Raw genomic sequence first — 24,555 nt, 5'->3', positions numbered from 1 at the left:
ATGAGCCGCAATGACGCAACGCAAAATGAAAGTACCGGGCGGGCTCATAGGACTGTTGGGCTGGACCCTGTTTTAGAACTGCAAGATGCGCGCCCGCGGTTTGAGGATGGGGGCTTGGCCGCGGTTCGGTATAATCTGCGTCTGAACCCGGGGGATTTGGTGCTGGTTGAGTGCCCAGACGCGCAGCAGGCATCACTTTTTGCAGATTTATGTGTTGGATTATTGCCTCTGGCGGCGGGGCATGTTCGCTGTATGGGGATGGATTGGCAAAGCCTTGATGAGCGGCGGCGTGCGGCGTTGCGTGGGCGTATTGGGCGTATGGTGGTTAATGGGGGGTGGGTTGATCTGCACGGGACCGATCTCAACATCCTCTGGCCGCATATGCACCATACACGTGTACCGACCGAAGTTTTAGCGCGGCGCGCGATTGAGTTGGGTATTCATTTTGGTCTGCCCGGTTTGCCCGTCAGTGTGCCGTCTAAATTATCAGGGTTAGATCGTTGTCGTGCGGATTGTGTCCGTGCCTTTTTGGGCGAACCTGCGTTGTTATTGTTAGAAAACCCGTTGGATGATGTGCCACTGTCTCTGTTGTTGGCCTTTTTATCGTCTTTGACGGAAGCGCGTGACCGGGGGGCAGCGATTGTGTGGATTACGCGAGGGGCATTCCCGGCGGGTGTCGGGCGGATTGAGGCGACATCGCGTTGGCGCCTGCATGACGATGGTCTTTTCTTGAAACGAGGTGCGTGATGTTTCGCCAGCGTCATACCGAAAATACGAAAATTTTGTATCGTAACCGTTATGCGGATGAGTGGGTTGGCCTGCTTGTTCTGATCTCGATCGCATTGTTCATCGCTGCGGTGGCTGAAGCTGGGGTTTTGAAGCAGTGGCTGACCCCTGAGCGCACTGTGCATTTTGTTTTGCCCGAAAGCGGTGTGGCGGGATTAGCCGTTGGGGATGATATCGAGGTGATGGGTGTGCGTGCTGGTTCTGTGCGGCGTGTCGATATGAATGCAACGGGCCGGATGTATGCTGAGGGTGAAATAGAACCGCAATTCGCCGCCTTTGTGCGGCAGGATAGTCAGGCTTTGATCCGGCATCGTTTTGTGGTGGCGGGGGCGAGTTATATCGCGATTACACGGGGGCAGGGCGCGGATTTAGATTGGGGTTATGCGGTGCTGACGGCAGGAGTGGAGCCTAACCCGGCGGATGTTGTGGCGCAGACGGTCAATGAAGTGCGCGCTCAGCTTGGTCCGATGCTGCACAATGTGCGTGATATTACGGCGCAGGTTGATGGCATGTTGGTTGATTTGCGCGCTGGGAAGGGGAGTGTTGGCGGTCTTATTGCCAAGGATGATACGCTCCGCCGTGCGGATCAAATGCTAGATGACGTGCATGTTTTGCTGACGAACATGAAGCCGATTGAAGGGCAGCTAGGGGGGGTGATGCAGCAGGCCAACCGTACTTTAGCCAATGCACGAGCCACGACGGATGCGCTGCGTAAGAGCATGCCACAAATCCAGCAGACGATTGGTCATGCGAATGATACGACGGCCGAATTGCCGGGTATGATTGTACAAGCGCAGGCAACGGCAGATTCATTGCGTAAATTGATGGAACAGCTACGCGGCTTGTGGATTTTAGGGGGGCATGGCAGCACGGGTGAAGGGCAGCAGCGCCTTCCAGCACAGGCGGTACGGCCATGAGATATTGGACACTTTTAGGGGCCTTATGTTTCGGTGCGTGCGCTTCTCATTCAGGCAGCGTGCCATTGCCGGATGAGCTGTATCAAACGGCGATGTCGACAGGGAAAAGTGCTTTTGAGCTTGGGCATCCTGAAGAAGCAGAGCGGCAATATCAGCAAGCTTTTCGCCGCGCGGTTGTGCGTGATGATATTGCGGCCTTGCATGATGCAGGGTTTAATTTAGCGACAACACAGCTTGAGCAGCATAAGCCAGCATTGGCATTAAAAACTTTGGATCAGCTTGGGGAAGCTTTGTTGTTGAGACAACAAGCCGCGTCTGCTGATCTGGCTTTGGTGCGTGCTGCGGCATTGTTGCAAATGGGGCGCGCTGGGCAGGCTTTATCGGCGGCACGAGGCGCGCAAGAAACAGGTATTGCCGAAGACCGGGTGCGTGCTGGTTATTTGGTTGGGCGTGCTGCGTTTTTGTTGAAGAAGCCAATGGTCGTGATGCAGGAAGCTTCTGCTTTATGCTCTGTTAAAGGGGTGGGGCAAAGCGCTGCAGATTGTCTTGATCTGCGGGTGCGCCACGCTCTTTTGCAGGGGGAAGGGCGTGCTGCTTTGCCGCAGGCAATGGCGTTAGTGGGGCAGCGGCGGGATGCACGTGACTATGATGGAATGCGAGATGCGCTGTCTTTGGCCGCAGATGCGGCGAGCCAAGCTGGTGATGTTGTGCAGGCGCGTTCTTTAAAACAGCGCTCCTTGGCCAGTCAGGCAGCGGCGGGGCGTGATGGCCCCTAAATGAAGGGGGGATTATTGAGTTATAGGGTGATGCGGGGGCGGTAATGTCAGACACGGCACGCTACGAGTTCTTTTTATTTTTATTAACGGTGACGCTGGTGTTGGAGCTGGCAGCTCGTAAGTTGAAATTGCCGCCTGCTGCGGCCTTTATTTTAGGTGGAATTGGCCTTGCTCTCTTACCCGGGGCGCCAAGCATTACATTCGACCCTGAACTTGTGATGTTGGTGTTTTTGCCACCACTCTTGATGAGTAGCGCATGGTTTACTGCATGGCGTGAATTTCGGCAGAATTTGGCAGGTATTTTGCTGATGGCCGTGGGGGCTACGGTGTTCACGACGGCCGCTGTGGGTTGGGCGGCGCATCTTTTAGTACCGTCTTTGCCTTTGGCGGCATGCTTTGCACTGGGAGCGATTGTTTCGCCACCAGATTCCGTAGCGGCAGAAGCAGCCTTAGAGCGTTTGTCGTTGCCGGGACGATTAACGTCTCTCCTGCAAGGTGAAAGCTTGTTGAATGACGCAGCAGGGTTGGTTCTGTTTCGCTTTGCGGTTGTTGCCGCACTGACGGGTGTGTTTAGCCCGATAGAAGCTCTAACGACGTTTTGTGCTGTTTCAGTCGGTGGTGTTCTCGCTGGGTTAGCGGTTGGGTTTATTGGGCGGTTTGCTATCCGGCGTTTGAAAAACAGCGATATGATCATCACGGCAACGGTTCTTCTGGCAGAAGCAGCCTATATTGGGGCAGATGTTCTTCATGTGTCTGGTGTGCTGTCGACCGTTGTGGCGGGGTTGGTTTTAGGGTGGCACCAGCATACGGATTTTGATGCCGCAACGCGTATTCGGGCACAGGCTTTTTGGAAGGTTCTGGTGTTTTTGCTGGAATCTGTTTTGTTTATTTTGATTGGGTTATCGCTTCGTGGGGTGTGGACGCGCTTCCATGGGGCAGAAGACATTTTGCACCACTTCATTTACCCCACGGCGGGCATGGTGGCGGTGATGATCGTCTCACGCTTTGTTTGGCTTTATGGGTGGGATGGTGTGACGACGCTTTTGCGTATGCGCTGGCCTGAACGTTTTGAACGCCCTTCTTTGGGGGTTTCAACGATTATGGGCTGGGCGGGAATGCGTGGTGTGGTCACGCTGACGGCAGCTTTGTCTTTGCCAGAGAATTTCCCTGGGCATGATCTGGCACTGATGTGTGCTTTTGCTTCCATTTTGGTGACTGTTCTTGTGCAGGGCACGACCCTTGGGTCAATTGTGCATTGGCTAAAGGTGAGCGGTGATTCAGAGCTGAGCATGATGCGTGAGAATGAAAATAAAGCGTGGATTGCCGTTGCAGATGCCCAGTTGAAAGCCGTGGAAGAAGCATCACGTCGGGAGGACGGCACGGAACGTCATCCGCGGATGCTGGAGCAGTATCGGTATCGGGCAAAGATTGTGCGTGAGTATGCTGCGGATGTAGAGCAGTATCGTCCAGAAGAGGTTGCGCATTATGAGGCCCTCTTGCGGGCGATACAGGCGGGTCGGCAGGAGATTATTCGTTTGCATCACTCTGGAGAGATACATGATCGCACATTGCGCGAGATGGAGCATGCTTTGGATATGCAGGAAATTTTTGCACTAAGCCAAGTGGAGCCATAGAGCTGTAGTGCTGCAGGTTGGTGGGTGAGGCTCTTTGAGGGATGAGTGCGTGCCCTTGCCTTGTTTGAAGGGTTGAAGGCGGGGGGAGTATGTCTGCTCGTAAGTGTGTGATCTTTTAGCATATGGTATTGGGCGCTCCCCTCTTATCCTCATGGGGACCAGAGGGGAGCGCCCAGACAGTTTAAGCGTCTCGGTTTTTTATGGCGTGGAGGAGGGCGGTTTTCATGCCTTTCCAACCGGATGCCGCGCTGTAGTCTAAAATGGAGTGGCGGAAGAGGCGGTTAATTAGCGGGACAAGAATGGCGCAGACGACCAGCATTTCTCCGCCCTGTACGATGAGTTCCCAGAGAGGCGCAGAGTTGAGCTGTGAGAGGTTCAAAAATGGCGTCCATAGTGGGATCCAGCGGAGTTGTGAAATGCTCTGCGTGGCGACGCCTGCGACGGTTAATTGCAATAAAATTTCGACCGGGAGGATGAGGGCCATCAGGACGGGGGCCAGCATGCCTTGTGCTTCGCGCGTTGTGTCACAGCGTACACCAACGGCGAAAGCAATCATGGCCATTAATGTTGCGCCGGTCAGGAAGAAGAATGGTGCGCCGATTAAGACGCGTGGTGTGAGTAGTGAAGCGAGGATAGGCGCGGGTTCGACGCCGAATTGAGGGCCGAAATGCGTGAGCAAGCTGATGCCGGCTGTAATCCACGTACCAAAAAGAAGGCACAGAGACATCAGCGCGGCGAGGAGTTTGCCGAGCATGATGTGATCAACGCTGACGGAAGAAAGCAGAGCTTCGAGAAGCTTGCCTGACCGTTCTTCGACCAAGGCTTGTAACAGCCATTGTGTGGTGAAGATGGTTGAGATGAGCAGCATTAGGGCGAGGGCAGTTGGCCCGATATTCCGCAGCATGTCAGCGGAGAGGCCGTGTTCTGGCAGGTGTAGGCCGATGCTGGGGGTGGCACCATTAATCTGTACGGCGATCTCTGGAGAGAGGCCCGCATCTGTCATGCCTTTGATACGCATATCATGCGCTAATGTGGCTTTGATGATGGTGAGTATGGATCCGGGGGAATGGCTGACCCAGATTTGGACATGGGGGTCTTGTGGAAAGGCAGCCGGGATGGCGACGATGTAGCCTTTAAACGGATGTTGGACGCTTTTTTCCGGCGAAATATAAGGTTTTAAGAGAGATGCTAGGTGGTCTGGTTCTGCTGCGGTGAGGGCGGCAGGGGGCGGGGTGATCTGTACGGTGGGGTCATCTTTGCGGATGGCGTGTTCCAGCGTGGAGGCCACAGTGCCGCTTTTGTCGAGGATGATGGTTTGTTCTGGTGCGGTGTCATGGATCAGGTGCGGCATGACGCTTCCCATGAGGAGAGGGAAGAGCGGCACGAAGACCACGGTGAGCCAGAAGCTTTTGGTGCGCAGGGTTTGCTGGAAATCGCGTAGGGCGATGAGCCAGATATACCGTAAAGAGGTGCGTGAGAACATGTTAGGCCGCCTGTGCTGAGGATGATGCGGCGTCTCCCGCAATGTGGATGAAGGCGTCATGCAGGCTCGGTTTGGGCTGCTCAAAGCCTTTGAGTGGGATGGCGTTTTGGGTGCAGTGCAGGAGCATATTTTCAGCGCTTTGACCGGGGGCGAGGGTAACGGCCCATTGGCTCCAGCCATCGTCTTCCTGCATGACTGGCGTTGCTTGTATGATGCCGGGCAGGGATGATGGGTCTGTGCGGGTTGTTAGGGTGATGGTGTTGCTGATCTGATGGAGAGCTTCTGGCACGGTGCCGTGGAAGCGTGTTTCGCCTCGGGCGAGAATGAGGATGCGGTCACTCAGGCGCTCGGCATGTTGCATAATATGGGTGGAGAAGAGAACGGCGGCACCGTTTTGTGCGGCGTTGGTAATTTCATGTTCCAGCAAGGTTTGATTGATCGGGTCTAGCCCTGAGAAGGGTTCATCAAGGATGAGCAATTTGGGCTGATGAATAAGAGCCGTGCCGATTTGGACTTTCTGGGCCATGCCTTTGGAGAAGTCCGATACCTTTTTGTTGCTTTCAGCGGTAAGGCCGAAGCGCTTGAGAATGTCTTGTGCGCGGGTTCGGGCTTCGCGTTGGGATAGGTTTTTGAGGCGGCCAAAATAGATCAGCGTTTCGAGGGCTGTCATATTACGGTAGAGGCCGCGTTCTTCTGGCAGGAAACCAATATTGGCATGTTGCTCTTTCTGAGCAGGCTTTCCGAAGAGCGCAATGGTGCCGGTATCGGGCCGAATGATGTCGAGAATCATGCGGAGGGATGTTGTTTTCCCGGCGCCATTGCCGCCGAGGAATCCGAATATTTCACCGGGACTTACAGAAAAATTTAGGTCTTTTACGGCTTGTTTAGTTCCAAAATTTTTTGAAACATTTCTTATATCAAGAACTGTCATGATGACCTCAAATAACAGGTGTTATTTGATGAGACTTCAAAAAATACAGCGTTTTGTCAATGTAACGAATTCTAACGAATTGGCCATATCGGGTCATTTTTGGGAAGGGGTGAACCTTCCCAAAAATTTAAGCGGCCGCGTGGCTCGCTTCGATAAGGGCGAGGCCCTCGGCAACTGAGACAAACTCGGAGCCACTATCGATTTTGTCTTCACCGAAGCGGCGTGTGAAGAGTGCGCGTACGGCGGGTACAAAAGAAGTGCCACCCGTGAGGAAGACCCGGTCAATCACTGGGTTTCCGGCCTCGGTTAAGGCTGTCTGAATGGCATCATCCATGCGCGTGAGGTCTGTTGTGATCCAGCGTTCGAAATCATCACGGGTGATGGTTTCATTGAGGGTAAACTGCCCGTGGGAGAAAGACAGTGTTGTCTGCTCCGCGTGTGACAGGGCGGCTTTTGCCTCACTGACTGCGCGATGCAGACCTTGAGCCGCTTGGTCATCAATCAGCCGGTACAAATGGCGCAGCGCCTCAGGTGCGGAAGATGTTTTGGCAACATCTTCAATGGCCCGCAGAGTATGCGGTGTGCGCATCATGGAGAGGCGATGCCAGCGCCCAAGATCCAAGAACCACTCTGGCGGTACGGGGAGAGGCGCTCCTCCCATGACTTTGTAAGTGGCATTTCGTCCAAGAGCGGGAGCGACGGCATGCTCAATGATGCGTGCGTCAAACTGATCTCCAGCGATGCCGACGCCAGAATGGCCGAGTGTTTGAACTCGCTGTTCCTGCGTGGGGTCAAAGCGCATGATGGAGAAGTCACTCGTGCCGCCGCCAAAGTCACCGACGAGTACGGTGGCGGGGCGGTCAAGGCGCTGCATGAAGCGCCAGCCTGCGCCTTCTGGCTCTGGGACGATGCGCGGTTTGGGGAAGCCCGCCGTCATGAAGCTGTTTTCAAGGCGCGTAATGCCGAGGGCATCATTCGCGCGCTCACCCGCGAAGCGTACCGGGCGGCCAATGGTGACGCTGGTCTGCTCAGGGGTGTATCCGGCTTTGTCCATGAGGATGCGTAGGAAGCGCGCGATGAGGTCTTCCAAACGCATGGTTTTCCCGAACAGGCGCGTCTCTTGGAAGGATGCCTGTGCGAGGTAGCTTTTCATGGACATGATGAGGCGGCTTTCGGATGGGTCATCCAAATAGGCCTCAATCGCGTCTTGTCCGATGGCTTCCGCCATAATGCGGCGACAGCCCTCTGTGTCTTGCCAGAGGCACAGTAAGGTACGGCAGGTGTCGCGTTCTTCTCCGGTTTCGAAGCGCAAAGGTATCGGGTGTGCGCCGTCCTCAGTAGCGAGGACGATCACACTATTACTGGTCCCGAAATCAATGCCGAGCCGGACGGGCTTGGGTGATGACGTCGTCAGGAGACTGCCTCCACTTGCTTAGAGCAGTTGTGCTCTGCTGTGGCATGTTCCGGTACGGCGGGGCGCTTGCTGCCCATTTCGGATTCGTGCTGCACCATTGGTGTCATGCCGAGTGTGCTGAGCAACTGGCGGTCACGATGTTCTGCGGGGTTTGGTGTGGTGAGGAGTTTTTCACCGCAGAAGATGGAGTTTGCACCTGCGAGGAACGCGAGGGCGTGGGCTTCATCCGTCATGTTTTCACGGCCAGCCGCAAGGCGGACATGGCTCTTGGGCATCATGATGCGTGCCGCGGCGATGATGCGGATGAAGGTGATGGGATCGACTTCTTCCGCAGTGCTGAGAGGTGTGCCTTCAACGCGGACCAGCAGGTTGATGGGGACGCTTTCTGGATGCTTTGGCAGGTTTGCAAGCGTCATAAGGAGGCTTGCGCGGTCTGACAGGTCTTCACCCATGCCGACGATACCGCCACAGCAGACGTTGATCCCGGCGTCACGCACATTGGCGAGCGTATCGAGGCGTTCTTGATAGCTGCGGGTGGTGATGATCGCGCCGTAAAACTCTTCGGACGTATCAAGGTTGTGGTTGTAATAATCCAGACCGGCCTCTTTGAGGCGGGAGGTTTGGTCCGAATCCAGCATGCCTAACGTGACGCAGGTTTCGAGACCTAAAGATTTTACGCCCTCAATCATGGCGCAGACTTGTTCCATGTCCCGCTCTTTTGGGGAACGCCATGCAGCACCCATGCAGAATCGGCCTGCACCAGCAGCCTTAGCCGCGCGGGCTTCTTTCATGACAGCTTCTACAGCCATGAGGCGCTCTGCTTTGACGCCGTTTCCGTGGCGGGCGCTTTGAGGGCAATAGGCACAATCTTCCGGGCAACCGCCGGTTTTGATCGAAAGTAGCGTCGAAATCTGCACTTTTGTGGGATCAAAGTGCTGACGATGTGTTTCTTGTGCGCGGAACATCAACTCTGGGAAGGGAAGAGCGATAAGAGCTTCAACCTCTTCTTTCGTCCAGTCATGACGCAGGCCATCGGTATGGGCTGGCATTGGGGACGGAGGAGTCGTATCCGAAACAGGGGTGTTATGTAATGTCACAGTGTCATTCTCCGGCGTTGTTGAGACACACCTACCCAAAATCGCCCGGTCGTGTCATCAGATCGTCACGATTAAGAGCCGGAAAACGGACAAGGCAGAGTAATGAAGCATTGGCGTATCGAACAGATGGACTGGGATTCCTTCGATCCCTCCAAGGTTGACCCTGATATTATACCGCTTGTGAAGGCGGCTTCAGTCGTGGAACGGAATGCCCACGATTATACGACGTATTTGCAGCATGTCTTCGTTGGAGATGCAGATTTTAGTCAGGCGGCGGCAAATTGGTCCGTTGAAGAGATCCAGCATGGGGATGCCTTGGGGCGTTGGGCGATGCTGGCAGATTCTTCATGGGATTATTGGTCCGCGTTTGAGCGGTATCGTGAGAGTTTCAAGATTGATGTGGACGTTGATGCCTCTGTGCGTGGGTCACGCACGGGAGAGCTGATTGCGCGCTGTATGGTCGAAACGGGGACATCATCTTTTTATACCGCTCTGGCGGATGGTACGGATGAACCGCTGTTAAAGGCGATTTGTAAGCAGATTGCGGCGGATGAGTACCGGCATTTCAAGTTGTTTTATGACCATATGAATCGGTATTTGCAGCGCGAAAAGCTGAGCACGTGGGAGCGGACTAAGATTGCGCTTGGCCGTGTGACAGAGAGTGAGGATGATGAGCTCGCCTCTGCGTACTACACGACGAATATGTCATCCGATCAGCCGTATGACCATAAGCACTGCATTGCGGCGTATATGGCGAAGGCGATGGGGTATTATCAGCCGAAGCATATTGACCGTGTTACGGCGATGATTTTCAAAACCATTGGTTTTACGCCGCATTCACGTTGGCAGCGTTTGGCGGCAAACATGATGTACCGTTTGATTCGGTGGCGGCAGCGTGGGTTTGCCCGTAAAATGAACGCCGCCTAAAGTCGTTTTAAGACATAATATGACAAGACGCAGTGCGTGGTTCTGTGCGAGGGTACAGAGGCCATGCGGTGTTGTCTTGGAGGCTTTGTTATGTCCGTCATGTCATCTGTTGTGCGACCAGTGGTTCTGACAGCGATTGTGGGGCTGGTTGCATTTGGTTTGGCGCAGCCCGCAGAAGCGCAGGTGGACCCTTATTCTCTGCCGATTGCTTCTTCAGGGCCAATTGTTTTGCCGCCTCAGAGTTTGCCGCCTCAAATTGTGGCGACGCAAGAACTAGCGAAACAAGTTGGGTATGCACAATTTACCGCGCCGGGCTGGCGTGTCGGTACGGTGCGGCATGTGGTAATGCTGCGCTATAGGACTGCCGTGACGGAGCAGCAAAAAGCGGAAGTAACGGCACGGTTTTTGCGTTTAGTGCAAGATAGCCGCCGTGCGGATGGGCGCCCGGTTATTGAGAGTATTGAGACGGGTGCGCAGAATGACGGTAATGGCGGCATTTTTGATCAAATTTTCACACTGACGTTCCACTCAGAAGGAGACCGTAACTTCTTCGTGGGGGCGCCGATTGTGCCAGATACGGCTTTTACAGATCCAGCGCATGCGGCTTTCAAGGCATTTGCGGGACCGTTGATACGTCACATTTTGATTGCAGATTATGATGTGGGGGTGACGGTGCGATCATCGCCGCGTGCAGTGCATTATAGTGGAAAACATGATCGTTCATTGCACTAATTTTAAGATAAAATAGTGAAACTAGAGCCGGTTTCACTTTGACGTTTTATCGCGTTTGGTCTCAATATGAAACGAATACTCATTGTTTGAGGCCGAACACGATTATGACGCGACTTTCTTTTTGGCGTGCAGCACGTCTTTCTGTTGGTGTTAGTGCATTTGCGTTGGCAGCGCAGGCTGGGGTGGCGCATGCAGCGGATGCACAGCCTTATAAAAATGGTTGGGGCTTTGATGAGGCGGGCATGGATCGCCACGTTGTGCCAGGTAATAATTTCTTTGATTATGCCAATGGGACCTACATTAAAAACCTGAAAATCCCCGGTGATAGGGGTGGTTTTGGCCCGTTTTTCATCTTGTCTGAAGTGACGTTGGCGCGTCAGCAGGCTATTCTGAATGATGCGTTGAAACATGTTTCGGATGTGCCGAGTGACGATATTGGCAAGATTGGGACGTTTTACGCGTCTTATTTGGACCAAAAACACCTTGATGCTCTGGGTGCCAAGCCGCTGGAAAATGACCTGAAGGTTATTCAGGGCGTTAAGGACAGCAAAAGCTTGGCAGAAGCTTTCGGTTTGGCGGTAAAATCTCTGTTGTTTTCAACGTTCGCGTTTGGTGTTGAGCAAGATGAGAGCAATCCTGAGCGTTACACACTGGCACTTGATCAGGGGATGAGCATCGGGGTGTCAGGCGGCTTGGGGTTGCCTGATACGAGCTATTATTTTGACCCGAAGCTGGCGGATAAGAAGAAGGCTTATCAGGCGTATATCGCTAAGATTTTGACGCTGGAAGGCTGGGCTGATCCGGCCAAGAGCGCGCAAGCGGTTGTTGATCTTGAAACGGCGATTGCGAAGGTTGAGGTGCCGCGCGCCGATACGCGTGATACGATCAAGACGCATAACCCAATGACGGTTGAAAAGCTGAAGACAATTGCGCCTGATTTTGACTGGGACACGTTCTTACTGACGGCAGGTTTGCCGAAGGAAGGGCTGGATCAACGCGTGATCAACGTGCGTGAGCCAAAGGGTATCGCGGCGATTGCGTCTGTGCTGAAGGGCGCAGATTATAACACGGTACGTGCATGGTTGGCGTTCCGGTTGGGTGGTAACGCTGCAGGTTTGTTGTCACATGATTTTGGCGATGCTGCGTTTGATTTTAACGGCCGTGTTCTGTCTGGTATTAATCAGCAGTCACCGCGTTGGAAACGCGCTGTCGGTGCGACGAATGGTGCATTAGGATTCGCGATTGGTAAGCTGTACGTTGCAAAATACTTCCCGTCAGAAGCGCAGGCTCGTATTGAAAGCCTCGTGCAGGAAGTGAAGGCAGCGTTCCATCAGCGTTTGGAAAATAATCCGTGGATGGATGCAGATACGCGTAAAGCGGCTCTGATGAAGCTTGACCACTTTGCGATTCAGGTTGGTTACCCGAAGAAGTGGTGGGATTACAGCTCCTATGTTGTCCGCAAGGGCGACGTTTACGGGAACGCGGAGCGTGCGACGGCTTTTGGCTGGCAGCGTGATCTGAACAAGTTGGACAAGCCTGTTGACCGTGATGAGTGGGATATGACCCCACAAACGGTTAACGCGTATAATGACCCGACGATGAATGAAGTCGTGTTCCCGGCAGCAATTCTACAGGCGCCGTTCTTTGATCCAAAGGGCGATATGGCTGTGAATTATGGCGCTATTGGCGGCGTGATTGGCCATGAAATGAGCCATGGTTTTGACGATCAGGGCCGTCATTATGATGAGCATGGCCGTCTGCATGATTGGTGGAGCCCAGCTTCTACAGCAGCGTTTGAAAAGCTGGCAGCGCGTTTGGGTGCGCAGTTTGATGCGCAAGAGCCTCTGCCGGGTCTGCACATCAATGGCAAGATGACGATGGGTGAGAACATTGCCGATCTGGGTGGTTTGAACCTTGGTCTGCAAGCCTATCATAACTCGCTGCATGGCAAGCCAGATGAGAAGAAGCATGGCCTGACCGGTGATCAGCGTGTGTTCTTGGGTTGGGCGCAGGTCTGGCGTGAGAAGGATAAGCCGGATTCGCTGCGTCGTCAGGTTCTGTCGAACGAGCACTCCCCAGCAGAAGCGCGTGTGAACATGCCAGCGCATAACATTGACGCATGGTATGATGCGTTCGGTGTAAAAGCAGGTGACAAGCTGTATTTGACCCCGGATCAGCGCGTAAAAATCTGGTAAGGGCGTGACAAAACGGGGCGCGCGGCTTATCGACGCAGCGTGCCCCGGTGTTTTTGGAAGTCTGGGGCCCCATCTTTGCGGACGGACCCCATGACCCAGATGATCATCGGCCATTTGTACACGGCACTTCATGCAGGATGCGCGAGCGCGGTAGCGCGTGTGTTGGAAGCGCATGATGTGGAGGTCGATTTCCTGGATCTTGATCCGGATGATATTTCAGAAACATTAGAGAGCGGTGAAGTTGATTTGCTGGTCTCTGCGTGGTTCCCGCGTGATGAGGGGATTGTCCCAGCGGGTGCGCGGGTCATCGGGAATTTGTATCAACCACGTGCGACATTTGCTGCTCTGAGCGCATTGGGCGCGGTTAATACGTTGAGCGCTGCGCATGTGGAGCGTTTGCTGGTGACGGAAGAGGCGCGGGACGCACTGGATGGTGCTTTGAAGCGTTTGCCTGCTCTATCATCCTTGCCGCTGGAAGTGGTGGGAGAAGCGGCCCTTTTGGGACGTTTGGAAAAAGCCAAGGCCAATGGTGAGAAGGTTCTGGTCGCCGCTATGCAGCCTCATGCTGTTTTCCACAGCAATATCGTTACGTTGGTTGATGATCCTGAGGAGTTATTGGGCGGTGAATTATCTGCGCGGATGATTTTGACCGGACCGGCGGCGGCACGTGCGGATAGTGATCTGATCGATGAGTTGTCTGAAATGATGTTGGGCAACAAGGTGATGAGTGCATTGGATTATGCCATCGGGGTTGAAGAGCAAGACCCAGAGGAAGCAGCAGAGTCTTGGCAGCGTGGGCGGTTGATCCCACGGGATGCCTGATCAGCCCTTCTCATGATGGGGGAATGTCGTTAAAGAATCGTTATTCCCTCACAAGATGGTGCAATGATGAACCATTCTGAAACCACGGACGCCATATTTCAGGCTTTTGGTTCCGTCCGTGATGACGAATGGTTGCAGGTTCTTTTGAGTTCTTTGCACACCCCAGAGCAGAGGGGCGTTATGTTTCCGCCGTACCCTCCTGAGGGGGTGCAGCGTGAAATTCATGGGCACGCGCATGAAGTATCTCTGCATGAAGCGCATGTCTTCTATCGTGAAATTAAAGCGTATTGCGCTTATGCTGGGCGCCCCATTCGTTCTGACACAACGCTTTTAGATGTTGGGTGTGGCTGGGGGCGGATGGCGCGGTTATTCATGAAGGATATTCGCCCAGAGGCTTTGTTTGGCGTTGAGCAAACCGATCGTTTTTTAATGGCGGCACGACGGGCTAATCCTTGTCTTACGTTTTTCCATAACGGGTTTGCGCCAGCTGTTCCTTTGGCATCCGGCAGCGTCGATGTTGTGACGTCATGGTCTTATTTTGCGCATGTGAGCGAGTTTTTTGCAGATCAGTGGATGCGTGAAATTCATCGGGTGTTGAAGCCGGGTGGTATTGCGGTGATTACAACGCAAAGCCGTCGCTTTTTGGCATTTTGTGCTGAGCAGAGGTTGCGTCGAGCATCTGGGATGCGGTTGGAGCACCCTTGGCACGAAGCTTGTGCGGATAGTTTTACGGATGAAGCGCGTGCGAATGCGGCGTTTGATGCGGGGCATTTTTTGCATGCAGCCTCGGCGAAACCACCTTTGCCGCAAGCGCATTATGGTGAAGCGATTATCCCGCGGAATTATGTCTTGAAAGCATGGGGGGATTTGTTTCGCTTGGTGGAATATATGGACAATCCCAGTCGCTTGCCGCATGTTTTGATTGTGTTACAAAAAATGTCATAGAGGCTGCAATGAAACGTTGGTTGGCGGTTGCTTTGGGATGCTGTTTGGGGGCAGGAACAGCTTCTGCGGATGATACGATTGAAGTGTCAGGCCAGCGTGTTTACCAAGTGACGACGTATCAGCGTATGGTGCGGGTGTATGACCGGTTCCAAAAAATTCCAGAGCGAGCGCGGCATGGTTTGAGTTTGGTATTTGTGGGGGAAACCATGCCGGATCATGGTTTCCCATCCAGCGCAGGTATCGTTATTCATGCCGCGCAAGGCGATATTCCGCTCTATAGTGGTGAGGACCGGGAAATGCATTTCCCGATTACTGAAGTTTTGCGTGTGCAAAATCCGTCTGTGTTGCAAACAAAATCCTCGGACAAGACGGTCTATAATCATATTTCCTTGCAGCTTACTCCGCCAGACGCGACCCGTTTTACGGATGATGACGCGCGGCAGTGGTTGGTGCAGGTGAATGACTGTGTGGAGGATTTGACAGGGGTTATCCTAGCAGTCCTCATGCCGGATGCGCATAAAATACAGGTTGCGGTGGCGCCTCGGTCCCGCTTGGAAATGGTGCAGGGCGGTGTGGTGCGTCTTCTGGTCGAAAATGGGGGCGCTACACCTTATCTCTACACTTTTAAACCGCAAGACTTTGCACGGGATGTGCTGTTTCAGGCCAGTCAACCTGTGCGTTGGGTGCGGGTTCTGGCTCCGGGGGATGCGCGGACCTATTTCGAGCAGGAAAAAACGTCTCGTTAAGATGACGAGATTTGACAGAAGCGCCGTGAAGCAGCATCACCACAGAAGCATTTTAGGTACGCCACAAAGGGGTTTTGATGTCCGTTCACGCTTTTGTCTTTCCCGGTCAGGGCAGTCAGTCCGTTGGTATGGGGCAGGCGCTGTATGATGCCTTCCCAATAGCACGCGCCGTTTTCCAGGAAGTGGACGATGCATTGGGTGAGCATCTTTCACGTTTGATGTTTGAGGGTGATGCTGATGAGCTCACCCGTACCGAGAACACGCAGCCAGCGCTTTTCGCGGTGTCTTTAGCAACGGTACGTGCGTTGGAAGCTGAGGGTGGTTTTGCCTTGGCAGATAAGGCTGCGTTGGTTGCGGGGCATTCTTTGGGTGAATATTCCGCTTTAGCAGCAGCCGGTACGTTGGGCATTGCGGATGGTGCGCGTTTGTTGCGTTTGCGCGGGCAGGCCATGCAGCGTGCTGTTCCGGCAGGTGAGGGCGGAATGGCTGCTCTTCTCGGTGTTGAAGCCGCGTTGGCGCAAGAAATTTGTGCTGAGGCAGCTCAGGGAGAAACGCTGGAAATTGCGAATGATAATGGCGGTGGCCAGATCGTCGTTTCTGGTAAGATGGCGGCTGTGGACCGGGCCATTGCGCTGGCTAAAGAAAAGGGCATTAAGCGCGCTGTGAAGCTTCCGGTCTCTGCGCCATTTCACTCTTCTCTGATGGCCCCTGCGGCGCGCGAGATGGAAGAAGCTCTGGCGGGCGCTACGCTGAACGCGCCGCGTATTCCTGTAGTGGCGAATGTCACAGCAGCGAAGGTCACGGATGCTGCAACGATCCGTGACCTGTTGGTGCGTCAGGTGACGGGGACGGTGCGCTGGCGTGAGACGGTTCAGTCTTTCGCTGAAATGGGCATTACGAACATGCATGAGTTGGGTGCGGGCAAGGTGCTTTGTGGTCTTGCGCGACGCATTGCCCCAGACCTCAAAGCAGATAACGCTGGTACACCAGCGGAACTCGAAGCACTGCTCAAAGCTCTTTAAGGATTTAAGATTATGTTTTCACTGACAGGTAAGGTCGCGCTTATTACAGGCGCAACGGGTGGTATTGGTGCGGCAATCGCACGTAAGCTGCATGCACAGGGTGCTACGGTTGTTTTGAGCGGCACGCGTGAAGCAGTATTGACGGAACTGGCGCAGTCTTTGGCTGAGCGCGCGCATATTGCTGTTGCGAACCTTTCGGACCCAGCGGATGCAGATGCTCTGGTGGGTAAGGCAGAAGAGGTTGCCGGTGCACCGTTGGATATTTTGGTAAACAATGCGGGTTTGACGCGTGACCAACTGGCAATCCGTATGAAGGATAGCGATTGGTCACAGGTCATGACAGTTGATCTGGAGAGCCCGTTCCGTCTGGCGCGTGCGGCACTGAAGGGCATGCTGCGCCGTCGTGCGGGTCGTATTATTTCGATTGCTTCCATCGTCGGTACGACGGGGAATGCGGGGCAGGCCAATTATGCGGCTGCGAAGGCTGGTATGGTTGGTATGAGCAAGTCTCTCGCTCAAGAAGCAGGGCCACGTGGCGTTACGGTAAACGTGGTTGCGCCGGGCTTCATTGAAACACCGATGACGGATGTTTTGTCTGACAGCCTGCGTGAAAAAATGGTGGGGTCCATCCCATTGGGCCGTATGGGCGCACCGGATGATATTGCATCGGCTGTTGTCTATCTGGCATCAAATGAAGCGGGCTGGGTCACTGGTTCAACGCTGCACGTTAACGGCGGTATGTCGATGGTTTAAACGGTTTGTCATGCTCTGAAATGGGGCAGATTCTGACAGAAGCTTGGCCCAAGGGGCAAAGCGTGCTAATGCGCGCGCTGCTTTGCCCGGTCTGTTTTGGGTCAGCCTGTTGGGAGAGGACCTCCCCTTTTCAGGCGGACAGTCGTTCAGCCCGGGGTTAACGTCGCTTCGGGCGGTGTGCAGGCTCTGTGTGTTTTGTTTGGCAGGACGCGCAGAAGGCTGTAGCAAAGAGTTGATACAACGCCCGGATGGGCAACAAGGAACGGACACAATGAGCGATATCGCTGATAAGGTGAAGAAGATCGTCGTAGAACATCTCGGCGTTGAAGAAAGCAAAGTCACGTCAGACGCGTCTTTCATTGACGATCTGGGTGCAGACAGCCTCGACACGGTTGAGCTGGTTATGGCTTTCGAAGAAGCTTTTTCTGTTGAGATTCCTGAAGACGCTGCTGAGAAGATCGGCACCGTTAAGGATGCGATCGACTACATCGAAAAGCAAAAGGCTGCTTAAGGCTTTTTTGCCTGATGCGATACGCAGGGGGTTGTGCTGTGTTGCCAATTTGGGCCGGCAAACCTTCTGTCTGCACCGTGTTTGAAGTGCTATATATGGTGCTTCAGGCACGCGGGTGCAGTTTGAAGACGAATTTACCAGCATAACGAGGGGCATCGATGAACGGCAGTGCAACTAACGGACGGCGCATCGTCGTAACCGGAATCGGTGTGGTGAGTCCGCTGGCTGTTGGCGCTGAAGCGACGTGGAAACGTCTGCTCGCGGGGCAGTCTGGCATTGGACGTATCACGCATTTTGACCCCTCTGAATTGCCAGCGCAGGTCGCTGGTGAAGTGCCGGTTGGGCCGACAGCAGAAGGCGGTTTGACGCTTTCTGACTGGGTTGCCGTTAAAGACCAAAAGAAGATGGATCGCTTTATCCATCTCGGCTTGGCAGCTGCTATTCAGGCTGTGCAGGATTCTGGCTGGACACCAGAGAGCGAAGAAGACCGTTGCGCGACTGGCGTGATGATCGGCTCTGGTATTGGTGGCTTGCAGACGATTTATGATGGTGCGTTGACCGTAGCGAGCGGTAAGGCTCGCCGTTTGTCTCCGTTCTTTATCCCAGCATCCTTGATCAATCTGGTGTCTGGCCATCTTTCTATCCGTTATGGCTTTAAGGGGCCGAACCATGCTGCGGTTACAGCATGTGCGACGGGTGTTCATGCTATTGGTGATGCCGCACGTTTAATCCATTACGGTGATGCGGATGTGATGGTTGCTGGTGGCGCGGAAGCTGCTATCTGCTCATTGGGTATTGCTGGGTTTAGCTCTGCACGTGCGCTTTCTACAGGTTCGAATGATGCGCCGGAGAAGGCGTCTCGCCCTTGGGATAAAGACCGTGATGGCTTTGTCATGGGTGAAGGTGCTGGTGTTGTTGTTCTGGAAGAACTGGAACACGCAAAGGCACGTGGCGCTAAGATTTACGGTGAAATTGGTGGTTATGGCCTGTCGGGCGATGCACATCACATTACATCACCAGCAGAAGGTCATGAGGGTGCATTCCGCGCCATGAAGGCTGCTCTGCGTAATAGCGGTTTGGATGCGAGCCAGATCGATTACGTGAATGCACATGGTACATCCACAATGGCGGATGACCTTGAGTTGGATGCGGTTGAGCGCTTCTTTGGTGACCACGCTAAGAATCTGGCGATGTCCTCCACGAAGTCCGCTATTGGGCATTTGCTTGGTGCGGCGGGTGCTGTGGAAGCTATTTTTTGCTTGCAGGCCATTCGTGACAATGTTGCACCGCCAACATTGAACCTCGATAACCCTGCACGTGAAAGCGTGATTGATCGTGTGGCGCATGAGGCGCAGCAACGTAAGATCAATGTTGCGCTGTCAAACAGCTTTGGTTTTGGCGGCACGAATGCCAGCATTATCCTGAAGCGGTTTGAAGGCTAAAAGGGCGATACGGTGCGTGATCATCAAACGCCCGTAACATCAGATACAGCCGATGCTGAGAAGCATGCGGCTGATGATTTTCAACCGCCTGTGCCTGAGGGCGCAGAGGTTGAGGATGAATCCCCTCCACGTTTAAGTTTGCCGCCCGGTTTTGGGCGCAAACTAGCGTGGTTGGCACTACCTTTTACCCTGATGGCTTCGGCGGTTGCAGGCTATGGGCATTATACGGACCCCGGTCCATCGCCTGAAGCGCATGTTGTTGTTGTTCCGCATGGTGGTATTGGCCAGGTTTCTGCAACGTTGCAGGGTGCTGGTGTTCTCTCTCCGACATGGTCATCAAGGTTATTTTTTCGTGTTGCTACGTTGGTAACGCGTGCTGATGGCCCTGTGCACTCTGCGGAATTTGCGTTTCCAGCGCGTGTTTCTGTCGCCCATATTCTCACAATTTTGCGGCACGGCCATCCGGTTGAGCATATGGTCACCGTCCCAGAAGGGTTGACGGTGAAGCGTATGGAAGTGCTTCTGCAACAGGCCTCTTTTTTGACGGGCGATACCCCTCCTTTATCAGAGGGGCAATTATTCCCTGAGACGCTAGCTTTGCCGTTAGGCACACCACGTTCTGCTGTTGTTGTTCGTTTGAGTCACCTCATGGATGAGCGTTTACAGCATGTTTGGGCGGGGAGAGACGTTGCTGCGCTTGATGGTGTGATACGGTCGCCGCAGGAGTTGTTGATTTTAGCTTCCCTGATTGAGCGGGAGACAGCAGAACCTTCTGAGCGTCCCTTAGTAGCGCGTGTGTTTCTTAATCGTTTGCAGTTAGGGATGCGCTTACAGACAGATCCGAGTGTGATCTATGGGGTGAGTGAAGGGATGGGGGTGTTAAGCCGACCGTTAGAGCATGATGATTTGCTGACGGATGGGCCGTATAACACTTATCTGCATGCGGGCTTGCCGCCTGGTCCAATTTGTTCCCCGAGTTTGACTTCTTTAGAGGCTGCGGCTCACCCCGCAACTAGCAAGGCGCTTTATTTTGTGGCGAATGGGCATGGCGGTCATCGTTTTGCGGAGACGCTTGATGAACACAACCGAAATGTACAGCATTTGAGAGATGGAAATTAGTCTCTCGGCGTATTTTTTGTTCGATGTTTTTTGATCCTTATTCCGATTCTTACATGTTTATTTTTTCAACTATGTGAAAAATACGGAAAGTAGCATTTCAAAACGCTATAATTTTTTTTTAAAATAATTGTATCAAAGTGTTTCTTCTATTTTTCTCGATGGCGGCATGGAATATGAAATATGATTTAAGTATTTGATATATAAATATATTTTATAAACTATAGAGAGGATAAAATTTGAAATATTTTCTTTTATATCAATGAGTTGTGTCGTAGCGGCCACAGGTTAGGTGCTTGCTGAGAGCATAGCTGCAATGCGTATGGAAAATGACTGGAGAAGTGCGGATAACAGTGAGCAATCACATAGATGCTTTGGGAAAACGAATGTCGTCTTCTGTTACACGCCAGCTTTTGTGCGCCTCCATCTTAGCCAGTAGCGCTTTGACTGTTGTGCCTGTTTATGCCGCTTCGTCTCATGACGCAGTGCATCCTCATGGTGATACAAAGCCAGTCGAGCATAACAACATTACGGCACCGGCTGTAATTTCTGCTCGTCACACTGTATTGCGCCCCACGGCAGTGGAAGCTGCGGCAGGGAAGGATGAGCGCTTGGTGGTAACGGGGTCCGCCTTGGCATCATCACGCAATGTCAGTGCTAACCCTGTGCAGATTGTAACCTCCAAGCAAATTCAGCAGACCGGTGCGACAACGCTGAATGACTTCTTGTCTCGTCTGCCTTCCGTCGGTTCTAGCGGTACGACGAACTCCCAGACCAATGGTACAGGCGGTGTCGCGTGTACTGATTTGCGTAATCTGGGCAGCAAGCGTGTTTTGGTACTTATTGATGGTAAGCGTGCTTCTATGAATGGTAGCAGCAGTTGCATTGATATGAATGCTATCCCGGTGCAGCAGATTGCGAGCATCGAAATCCTGAAGGATGGTGGTTCAGAGCTATATGGTGCTGATGCTGTCTCTGGTGTTATTAACATTAAGCTGCGTCATGACTTGAATGATGCGAACATCACGGTGCGTGGTGGGATTACGGGTCATGGTGACAACCAGACGGGTTTGATTTCTGGCTATAAAGGTTGGAATTTTGACCATGATAAGGGCAACCTGACGCTCTTCGGCTCCTACATGACGCAAGGTGGCGTGATGCAGCGGGACCGGGCATGGGCGAACCCTGTACAGTTGACGAACTCACCAGGTGGGGCCAGCGCTAATGTGTTTGGTTCGGGTTATTCCGATATTGCTCGTGTGCGCGGCAGTGGCGTTAATGTTGGTGTGGCGCCAAATGGTTCGGTGTTGGGTAAGTGGAATGGCACTTATCGTTACCCGTATGGGCAGCATCAAAGCCTGATAAATCAGTTGCAAAGCTCCAATCTGTCGGGTGATATTCATTACGAAATTAATCGTCATTTCAATGTGTATGCGAATGTTCTGTATTCGCATCGTACAAGCTCCACGTTTATGGCTGCAGAGCCTTTTAATGGTGCTGTTCCATTAAGCACTTTGCCGTCTGTTCTGATGGTTCCAGCAAATGACCCGCGCAACACGTTTGGTAAGGATGTGAGCATTGTTCGTCGTTTGACGGAATTTGGTGATCGGCGTTCAGAAACAGCATCTGACACGGTGACATCTAAGTTCGGTGTGAATGGTGATGTGGCGTATGGCTGGCAGTATGATGCGTCATACACCTATGGGGCGAACCGCACGAATGCGAAGACGCTGAACATTGGTTCTTATGCCAATTTGTTGAATGCTTACGGCCTGCGTCAGGTGACGCCGGGTAATTCAGGCAGTGCGTTGGCGTATGATCCGTCTGTTTGCCCAAGCTTGGGGTGCTCTTCTCCGTTCAAGGCTCTCTCCCCGCAGGCTGCGGCTTATGCAAATGCAAATGTGAATACGAACTCCGTATATTTGCTGCGTGACTGGAACCTGCGTTTCCATAACAATAATGTTGTTTATATGCCGTGGGCTAATGGCGGTGCGCTTGGTTTGGCCATGGGGATGGAGCACCGTGGCGAACAGTTAAGCAATGTGCCTGATGCTTTGATCCAAAGTGGGCAGAGCTTGACCAACACGGTGCATGCGACAGGTGGCGGTTATCATGTGGCAGAAGGGTATCTCGAAGGACAGTTAACGTTATTGCATAATGCTTTTATGGCAAAAGATTTGACGGTTGATGGTCAAGGGCGGGTGTCTGGCTATAGCAGTAATCTTGGGGTCGCTAAAATTTGGAAAGGGGCTGTGAGTTGGTCGCCAGTGAGCGACATACGTTTTCGTGGTACGCTAGGGACGTCTGTCAGGCAACCTAATGTTTATGAACAGTATGGTGGACAAAGTATTTCGTATAATACGGCTAATGATCCATGTGATATGAATCAGGTGAATACGTATGGAGTTATGTCTTCTGTCGTAGTTATGAATTGTGCTCGTCAGGGTATTAACACGAAGAGTTTCACGCAGGCAGGTACGGGACAAATACCGACGGTTAGTGGCAGTAGGGGTGGTCTTCATCCCGAGGAGGGGCGTGCTTATACTTTTGGAGCAGTTATTACGCCTCGCTGGTTGTCAGGTTTATTACTTTCGGCTGAGTTTTGGAATTATTCAATTAGTCACATGATTGATACCAAAAAAACACAGTATATTTTGAATAATTGTTTTAATGGTAGCGATCCATCTCTTTGCTCTCAAATAGAACGGTCAGGTGATGGGCAAATTCGGTCTGTATCAGCTTATTATGAAAATTTAGGCGCGCTACATACGAGCGGTGTCGACTTTGACTTTGATTACCGTCACCACATTACAAGTCGTGACATTGTGTCTGTGTCGAACAACTTCCAATATCTGTTGAACTACAAGCAGCAGTTTGTACCAGGTGGTGCATTTAGTGATTTCACAGGCGCGCTGTTGTACACGAATGGCTCTGGTAACCCGCGTGTTCGTAACTACACGACGCTGGGTTGGACCCATGGCGCTTTGACGGTGAATTATATGCTGCAATTCACAGGTGGTATGCGTTGGAATGATTCAACACAGTGGGCTGATGCAGCAAGCTCTGGTCGTTATAAGACGCCAATGATGATCCAGCAGGATCTGAGTGCTTCTTATCATCTTGATCGTTGGACGTTCTCCGGTGGTATTCAGAATATCACGAACAAGAAGCCACCTTTCGTTGCCAGTGGCACGGATAATAGTGTTGGCGCCGTCTATGGTGGGTTTTACCCAGGGCGTTACATGTTCTTGCAGGCTGGTTTGAGCCTCTAAGGCGCATGAGGGTGTGATGGGGCGTTTGGCGCTCCATCCGTCTGGTTATAAAAAACGGGAAAGAGGTTTGTTCCTCTTTCCCGTTTTTTTTGTGCTTTGACGGAGCCTTGAGGGAGGCTCCCGTTTATAGTCACGCTCGTATTTGTTGTGTGGTTGGTTACCCGAGTTGGAGCCGCACGGAGTGGATGGGGCCTTGTTTTATTTCAGTGGTGAGAGGCTTTGGCTCTGGATGTTGCGGGCGTTATTGACGGTGCTGTTATAGGCGCTGGTGCCGTCATTGAGTGTGTCTTGTACGGTGGCTGTTGTGGCACGTGCTGTGGCGGCAACGGGTGTTTGTGCCACGTTCATGAGAGCACGGCGTAGTGGATCAGCCGCAGTATTATTGACCCGCATGGTAATGACGATGTCTTCTGGGCCAACGGTTTGGTTATAATAGGCACGATTTGCACCGCTATCGACCGTGAGCTTAGAGCCGCCCAAGGCTGCGCCTGCGTACAAACCTTGGTTCTTTTGTGCGGCATAAATATCGGTGTTGCGTGCGCCTGCGGTACTGGCTTCTGCACCCGTACCGATTGTGGCGAAGGATGCTGAGGCTGAGGCGTCAAACTTGAACTGGCTATCCAGCAGGGCTTGGATGCCGTGTTGTGACATCACAAAGAACATCATTTCTGAACTTTGGATACCGACCTGTATGCCCAAAGAACCTGTGCTGAGGCGGTAAAAAGCAGGGTCAGACCATGAGCCGCGTGCATCGCGGGTGAGGAGGACGCAGCGCCCGCCAGAACCACCAATGCCGAAGGACATATTCAGGACAGAAGGGCAGACCATGACGGCTTTAGCTTGGGACAGAAGCTGCTGTGAGCGAGACTGAGGGGTTGTGCCGCTAAAGAGGTCTTGTACGGCAAGAGTGGCTCGGTCGATGGTGAGTTGCTGTTCAGTGGCCGTCGTTTGTGTGGTGCCAGAGCATGCGGTGATTGCAAGGGGGGCAGCTGTGAGAAGAAGGGCGCGCAGAAGGCCGGAGCGTGTCATGGAAG

General features: G+C 53.0%; 21 protein-coding genes. 16 read left to right on the top strand and 5 right to left on the bottom strand.

Annotated features, from left to right (window positions below; translation table 11 throughout):
- From KB213_RS04350 to KB213_RS04335, 4 genes are read left to right on the top strand one after another with little or no spacing between them, the layout of a single operon-like run.
- Positions 1–747, top strand: coding sequence for an ABC transporter ATP-binding protein (locus KB213_RS04350; RefSeq protein ID WP_211680788.1), 747 nt, complete (start codon positions 1–3; stop codon positions 745–747).
- Positions 747–1,703, top strand: a complete 957-nt coding sequence (locus tag KB213_RS04345; RefSeq protein ID WP_211680787.1) for an MlaD family protein — start codon at positions 747–749, stop codon at positions 1,701–1,703. Before KB213_RS04350 ends, KB213_RS04345 begins: the two co-directional genes overlap by 1 nt.
- Positions 1,700–2,479, top strand: coding sequence for a hypothetical protein (locus tag KB213_RS04340; protein ID WP_211680786.1), 780 nt, complete (start codon positions 1,700–1,702; stop codon positions 2,477–2,479). The genes KB213_RS04345 and KB213_RS04340 overlap by 4 nt, the downstream gene beginning before the upstream one ends.
- Positions 2,480–2,523: 44 nt before the next feature.
- On the top strand, positions 2,524–4,113 hold the full coding sequence (locus KB213_RS04335) for a Na+/H+ antiporter (protein WP_211680785.1): 1,590 nt from the start codon (positions 2,524–2,526) through the stop codon (positions 4,111–4,113).
- A gap of 181 nt (positions 4,114–4,294) precedes the next feature.
- On the opposite strand, the gene KB213_RS04330 is transcribed toward KB213_RS04335, so the two are convergent.
- The 4 genes from KB213_RS04330 to bioB all read right to left on the bottom strand — a co-directional run bounded on the left by KB213_RS04330 (position 4,295) and on the right by bioB (position 8,990).
- A complete protein-coding gene (locus KB213_RS04330; protein WP_211680784.1) occupies positions 4,295–5,596 on the bottom strand; it encodes an ABC transporter permease in 1,302 nt (433 codons plus the stop codon).
- Between the two features lies 1 nt (position 5,597).
- On the bottom strand, positions 5,598–6,527 hold the full coding sequence (locus KB213_RS04325) for an ABC transporter ATP-binding protein (RefSeq protein WP_211680783.1): 930 nt from the start codon (positions 6,525–6,527) through the stop codon (positions 5,598–5,600).
- A gap of 127 nt (positions 6,528–6,654) precedes the next feature.
- Positions 6,655–7,941, bottom strand: a complete 1,287-nt coding sequence (locus KB213_RS04320; protein ID WP_211680952.1) for an Hsp70 family protein — start codon at positions 7,939–7,941, stop codon at positions 6,655–6,657.
- Positions 7,938–8,990, bottom strand: coding sequence for a biotin synthase BioB (gene bioB / locus KB213_RS04315; RefSeq protein WP_211680951.1), 1,053 nt, complete (start codon positions 8,988–8,990; stop codon positions 7,938–7,940). Before bioB ends, KB213_RS04320 begins: the two co-directional genes overlap by 4 nt.
- A gap of 150 nt (positions 8,991–9,140) precedes the next feature.
- On the opposite strand from bioB, the gene KB213_RS04310 reads away from it, so the two are divergent.
- The 12 genes from KB213_RS04310 to KB213_RS04255 all read left to right on the top strand — a co-directional run bounded on the left by KB213_RS04310 (position 9,141) and on the right by KB213_RS04255 (position 23,521).
- Positions 9,141–9,965 carry an acyl-ACP desaturase gene (locus tag KB213_RS04310; RefSeq protein WP_211680782.1) on the top strand — a complete coding sequence of 275 codons (825 nt, stop codon included), beginning with the start codon at positions 9,141–9,143 and terminating at the stop codon, positions 9,963–9,965.
- A 90-nt stretch (positions 9,966–10,055) separates the two neighbouring features.
- Entirely contained in the window at positions 10,056–10,697 is a 642-nt protein-coding gene (locus KB213_RS04305; protein ID WP_211680781.1) for a Dabb family protein, read from the top strand.
- 104 nt (positions 10,698–10,801) lie between these two features.
- Complete coding sequence (locus KB213_RS04300; protein WP_211680780.1) at positions 10,802–12,892, top strand: M13 family metallopeptidase; 2,091 nt, start codon at positions 10,802–10,804, stop codon at positions 12,890–12,892.
- A gap of 90 nt (positions 12,893–12,982) precedes the next feature.
- Complete coding sequence (locus KB213_RS04295; RefSeq protein WP_211680779.1) at positions 12,983–13,714, top strand: glycine betaine ABC transporter substrate-binding protein; 732 nt, start codon at positions 12,983–12,985, stop codon at positions 13,712–13,714.
- A 63-nt stretch (positions 13,715–13,777) separates the two neighbouring features.
- A complete protein-coding gene (locus KB213_RS04290; protein ID WP_249110213.1) occupies positions 13,778–14,659 on the top strand; it encodes a class I SAM-dependent methyltransferase in 882 nt (293 codons plus the stop codon).
- An 8-nt stretch (positions 14,660–14,667) separates the two neighbouring features.
- On the top strand, positions 14,668–15,405 hold the full coding sequence (locus KB213_RS04285) for a hypothetical protein (protein WP_211680778.1): 738 nt from the start codon (positions 14,668–14,670) through the stop codon (positions 15,403–15,405).
- 77 nt (positions 15,406–15,482) lie between these two features.
- Positions 15,483–16,427, top strand: a complete 945-nt coding sequence (fabD, locus tag KB213_RS04280; RefSeq protein ID WP_211680777.1) for an ACP S-malonyltransferase — start codon at positions 15,483–15,485, stop codon at positions 16,425–16,427.
- 12 nt (positions 16,428–16,439) lie between these two features.
- On the top strand, positions 16,440–17,180 hold the full coding sequence (gene fabG / locus KB213_RS04275; RefSeq protein ID WP_211680776.1) for a 3-oxoacyl-[acyl-carrier-protein] reductase: 741 nt from the start codon (positions 16,440–16,442) through the stop codon (positions 17,178–17,180).
- A gap of 271 nt (positions 17,181–17,451) precedes the next feature.
- Positions 17,452–17,691: an acyl carrier protein gene (locus KB213_RS04270; protein ID WP_068170659.1), complete on the top strand. Its 240-nt coding sequence runs from the start codon at positions 17,452–17,454 to the stop codon at positions 17,689–17,691.
- Between the two features lie 158 nt (positions 17,692–17,849).
- Positions 17,850–19,133 (top strand): beta-ketoacyl-ACP synthase II, encoded by a 1,284-nt coding sequence (fabF, locus tag KB213_RS04265; RefSeq protein WP_068170663.1) that lies wholly within the window; start codon positions 17,850–17,852, stop codon positions 19,131–19,133.
- Positions 19,134–19,223: 90 nt separating this feature from the next.
- Positions 19,224–20,252: an endolytic transglycosylase MltG gene (mltG, locus tag KB213_RS04260; protein WP_408903720.1), complete on the top strand. Its 1,029-nt coding sequence runs from the start codon at positions 19,224–19,226 to the stop codon at positions 20,250–20,252.
- Between the two features lie 383 nt (positions 20,253–20,635).
- Positions 20,636–23,521 carry a TonB-dependent receptor plug domain-containing protein gene (locus KB213_RS04255; protein ID WP_211680775.1) on the top strand — a complete coding sequence of 962 codons (2,886 nt, stop codon included), beginning with the start codon at positions 20,636–20,638 and terminating at the stop codon, positions 23,519–23,521.
- A gap of 198 nt (positions 23,522–23,719) precedes the next feature.
- Here KB213_RS04255 and KB213_RS04250 read toward each other — a convergent pair whose 3' ends face one another.
- Entirely contained in the window at positions 23,720–24,550 is an 831-nt protein-coding gene (locus KB213_RS04250; RefSeq protein ID WP_211680774.1) for a lipid-binding SYLF domain-containing protein, read from the bottom strand.
- Between the last annotated feature and the right edge of the window lie 5 nt (positions 24,551–24,555).

Origin of the sequence: Neokomagataea anthophila (genome assembly GCF_018122595.1) — a bacterium.
Classification (GTDB): Bacteria; Pseudomonadota; Alphaproteobacteria; order Acetobacterales; family Acetobacteraceae; genus Gluconobacter; species Gluconobacter anthophilus.
This window is presented reverse-complemented; position numbering and strand designations above follow the sequence as displayed.

Bases quoted from the DNA above. Each gene is read 5' to 3' on its own strand.
- KB213_RS04255 (WP_211680775.1), top strand. From the start codon at position 20,636: ATGTCGTCTTCTGTTACACGCCAGCTTTTGTGCGCCTCCATCTTAGCC.
- KB213_RS04310 (WP_211680782.1), top strand. From the start codon at position 9,141: ATGAAGCATTGGCGTATCGAACAGATGGACTGGGATTCCTTCGATCCC.
- KB213_RS04250 (WP_211680774.1), bottom strand. From the start codon at position 24,550: ATGACACGCTCCGGCCTTCTGCGCGCCCTTCTTCTCACAGCTGCCCCC.
- KB213_RS04295 (WP_211680779.1), top strand. From the start codon at position 12,983: ATGACCCAGATGATCATCGGCCATTTGTACACGGCACTTCATGCAGGA.
- bioB (WP_211680951.1), bottom strand. From the start codon at position 8,990: ATGCCAGCCCATACCGATGGCCTGCGTCATGACTGGACGAAAGAAGAG.
- KB213_RS04300 (WP_211680780.1), top strand. From the start codon at position 10,802: ATGACGCGACTTTCTTTTTGGCGTGCAGCACGTCTTTCTGTTGGTGTT.
- KB213_RS04335 (WP_211680785.1), top strand. From the start codon at position 2,524: ATGTCAGACACGGCACGCTACGAGTTCTTTTTATTTTTATTAACGGTG.
- KB213_RS04340 (WP_211680786.1), top strand. From the start codon at position 1,700: ATGAGATATTGGACACTTTTAGGGGCCTTATGTTTCGGTGCGTGCGCT.
- KB213_RS04330 (WP_211680784.1), bottom strand. From the start codon at position 5,596: ATGTTCTCACGCACCTCTTTACGGTATATCTGGCTCATCGCCCTACGC.
- KB213_RS04325 (WP_211680783.1), bottom strand. From the start codon at position 6,527: ATGACAGTTCTTGATATAAGAAATGTTTCAAAAAATTTTGGAACTAAA.
- fabD (WP_211680777.1), top strand. From the start codon at position 15,483: ATGTCCGTTCACGCTTTTGTCTTTCCCGGTCAGGGCAGTCAGTCCGTT.
- KB213_RS04345 (WP_211680787.1), top strand. From the start codon at position 747: ATGTTTCGCCAGCGTCATACCGAAAATACGAAAATTTTGTATCGTAAC.
- KB213_RS04350 (WP_211680788.1), top strand. From the start codon at position 1: ATGAGCCGCAATGACGCAACGCAAAATGAAAGTACCGGGCGGGCTCAT.
- fabG (WP_211680776.1), top strand. From the start codon at position 16,440: ATGTTTTCACTGACAGGTAAGGTCGCGCTTATTACAGGCGCAACGGGT.
- KB213_RS04285 (WP_211680778.1), top strand. From the start codon at position 14,668: ATGAAACGTTGGTTGGCGGTTGCTTTGGGATGCTGTTTGGGGGCAGGA.
- KB213_RS04290 (WP_249110213.1), top strand. From the start codon at position 13,778: ATGATGAACCATTCTGAAACCACGGACGCCATATTTCAGGCTTTTGGT.
- KB213_RS04270 (WP_068170659.1), top strand. From the start codon at position 17,452: ATGAGCGATATCGCTGATAAGGTGAAGAAGATCGTCGTAGAACATCTC.
- KB213_RS04305 (WP_211680781.1), top strand. From the start codon at position 10,056: ATGTCCGTCATGTCATCTGTTGTGCGACCAGTGGTTCTGACAGCGATT.
- fabF (WP_068170663.1), top strand. From the start codon at position 17,850: ATGAACGGCAGTGCAACTAACGGACGGCGCATCGTCGTAACCGGAATC.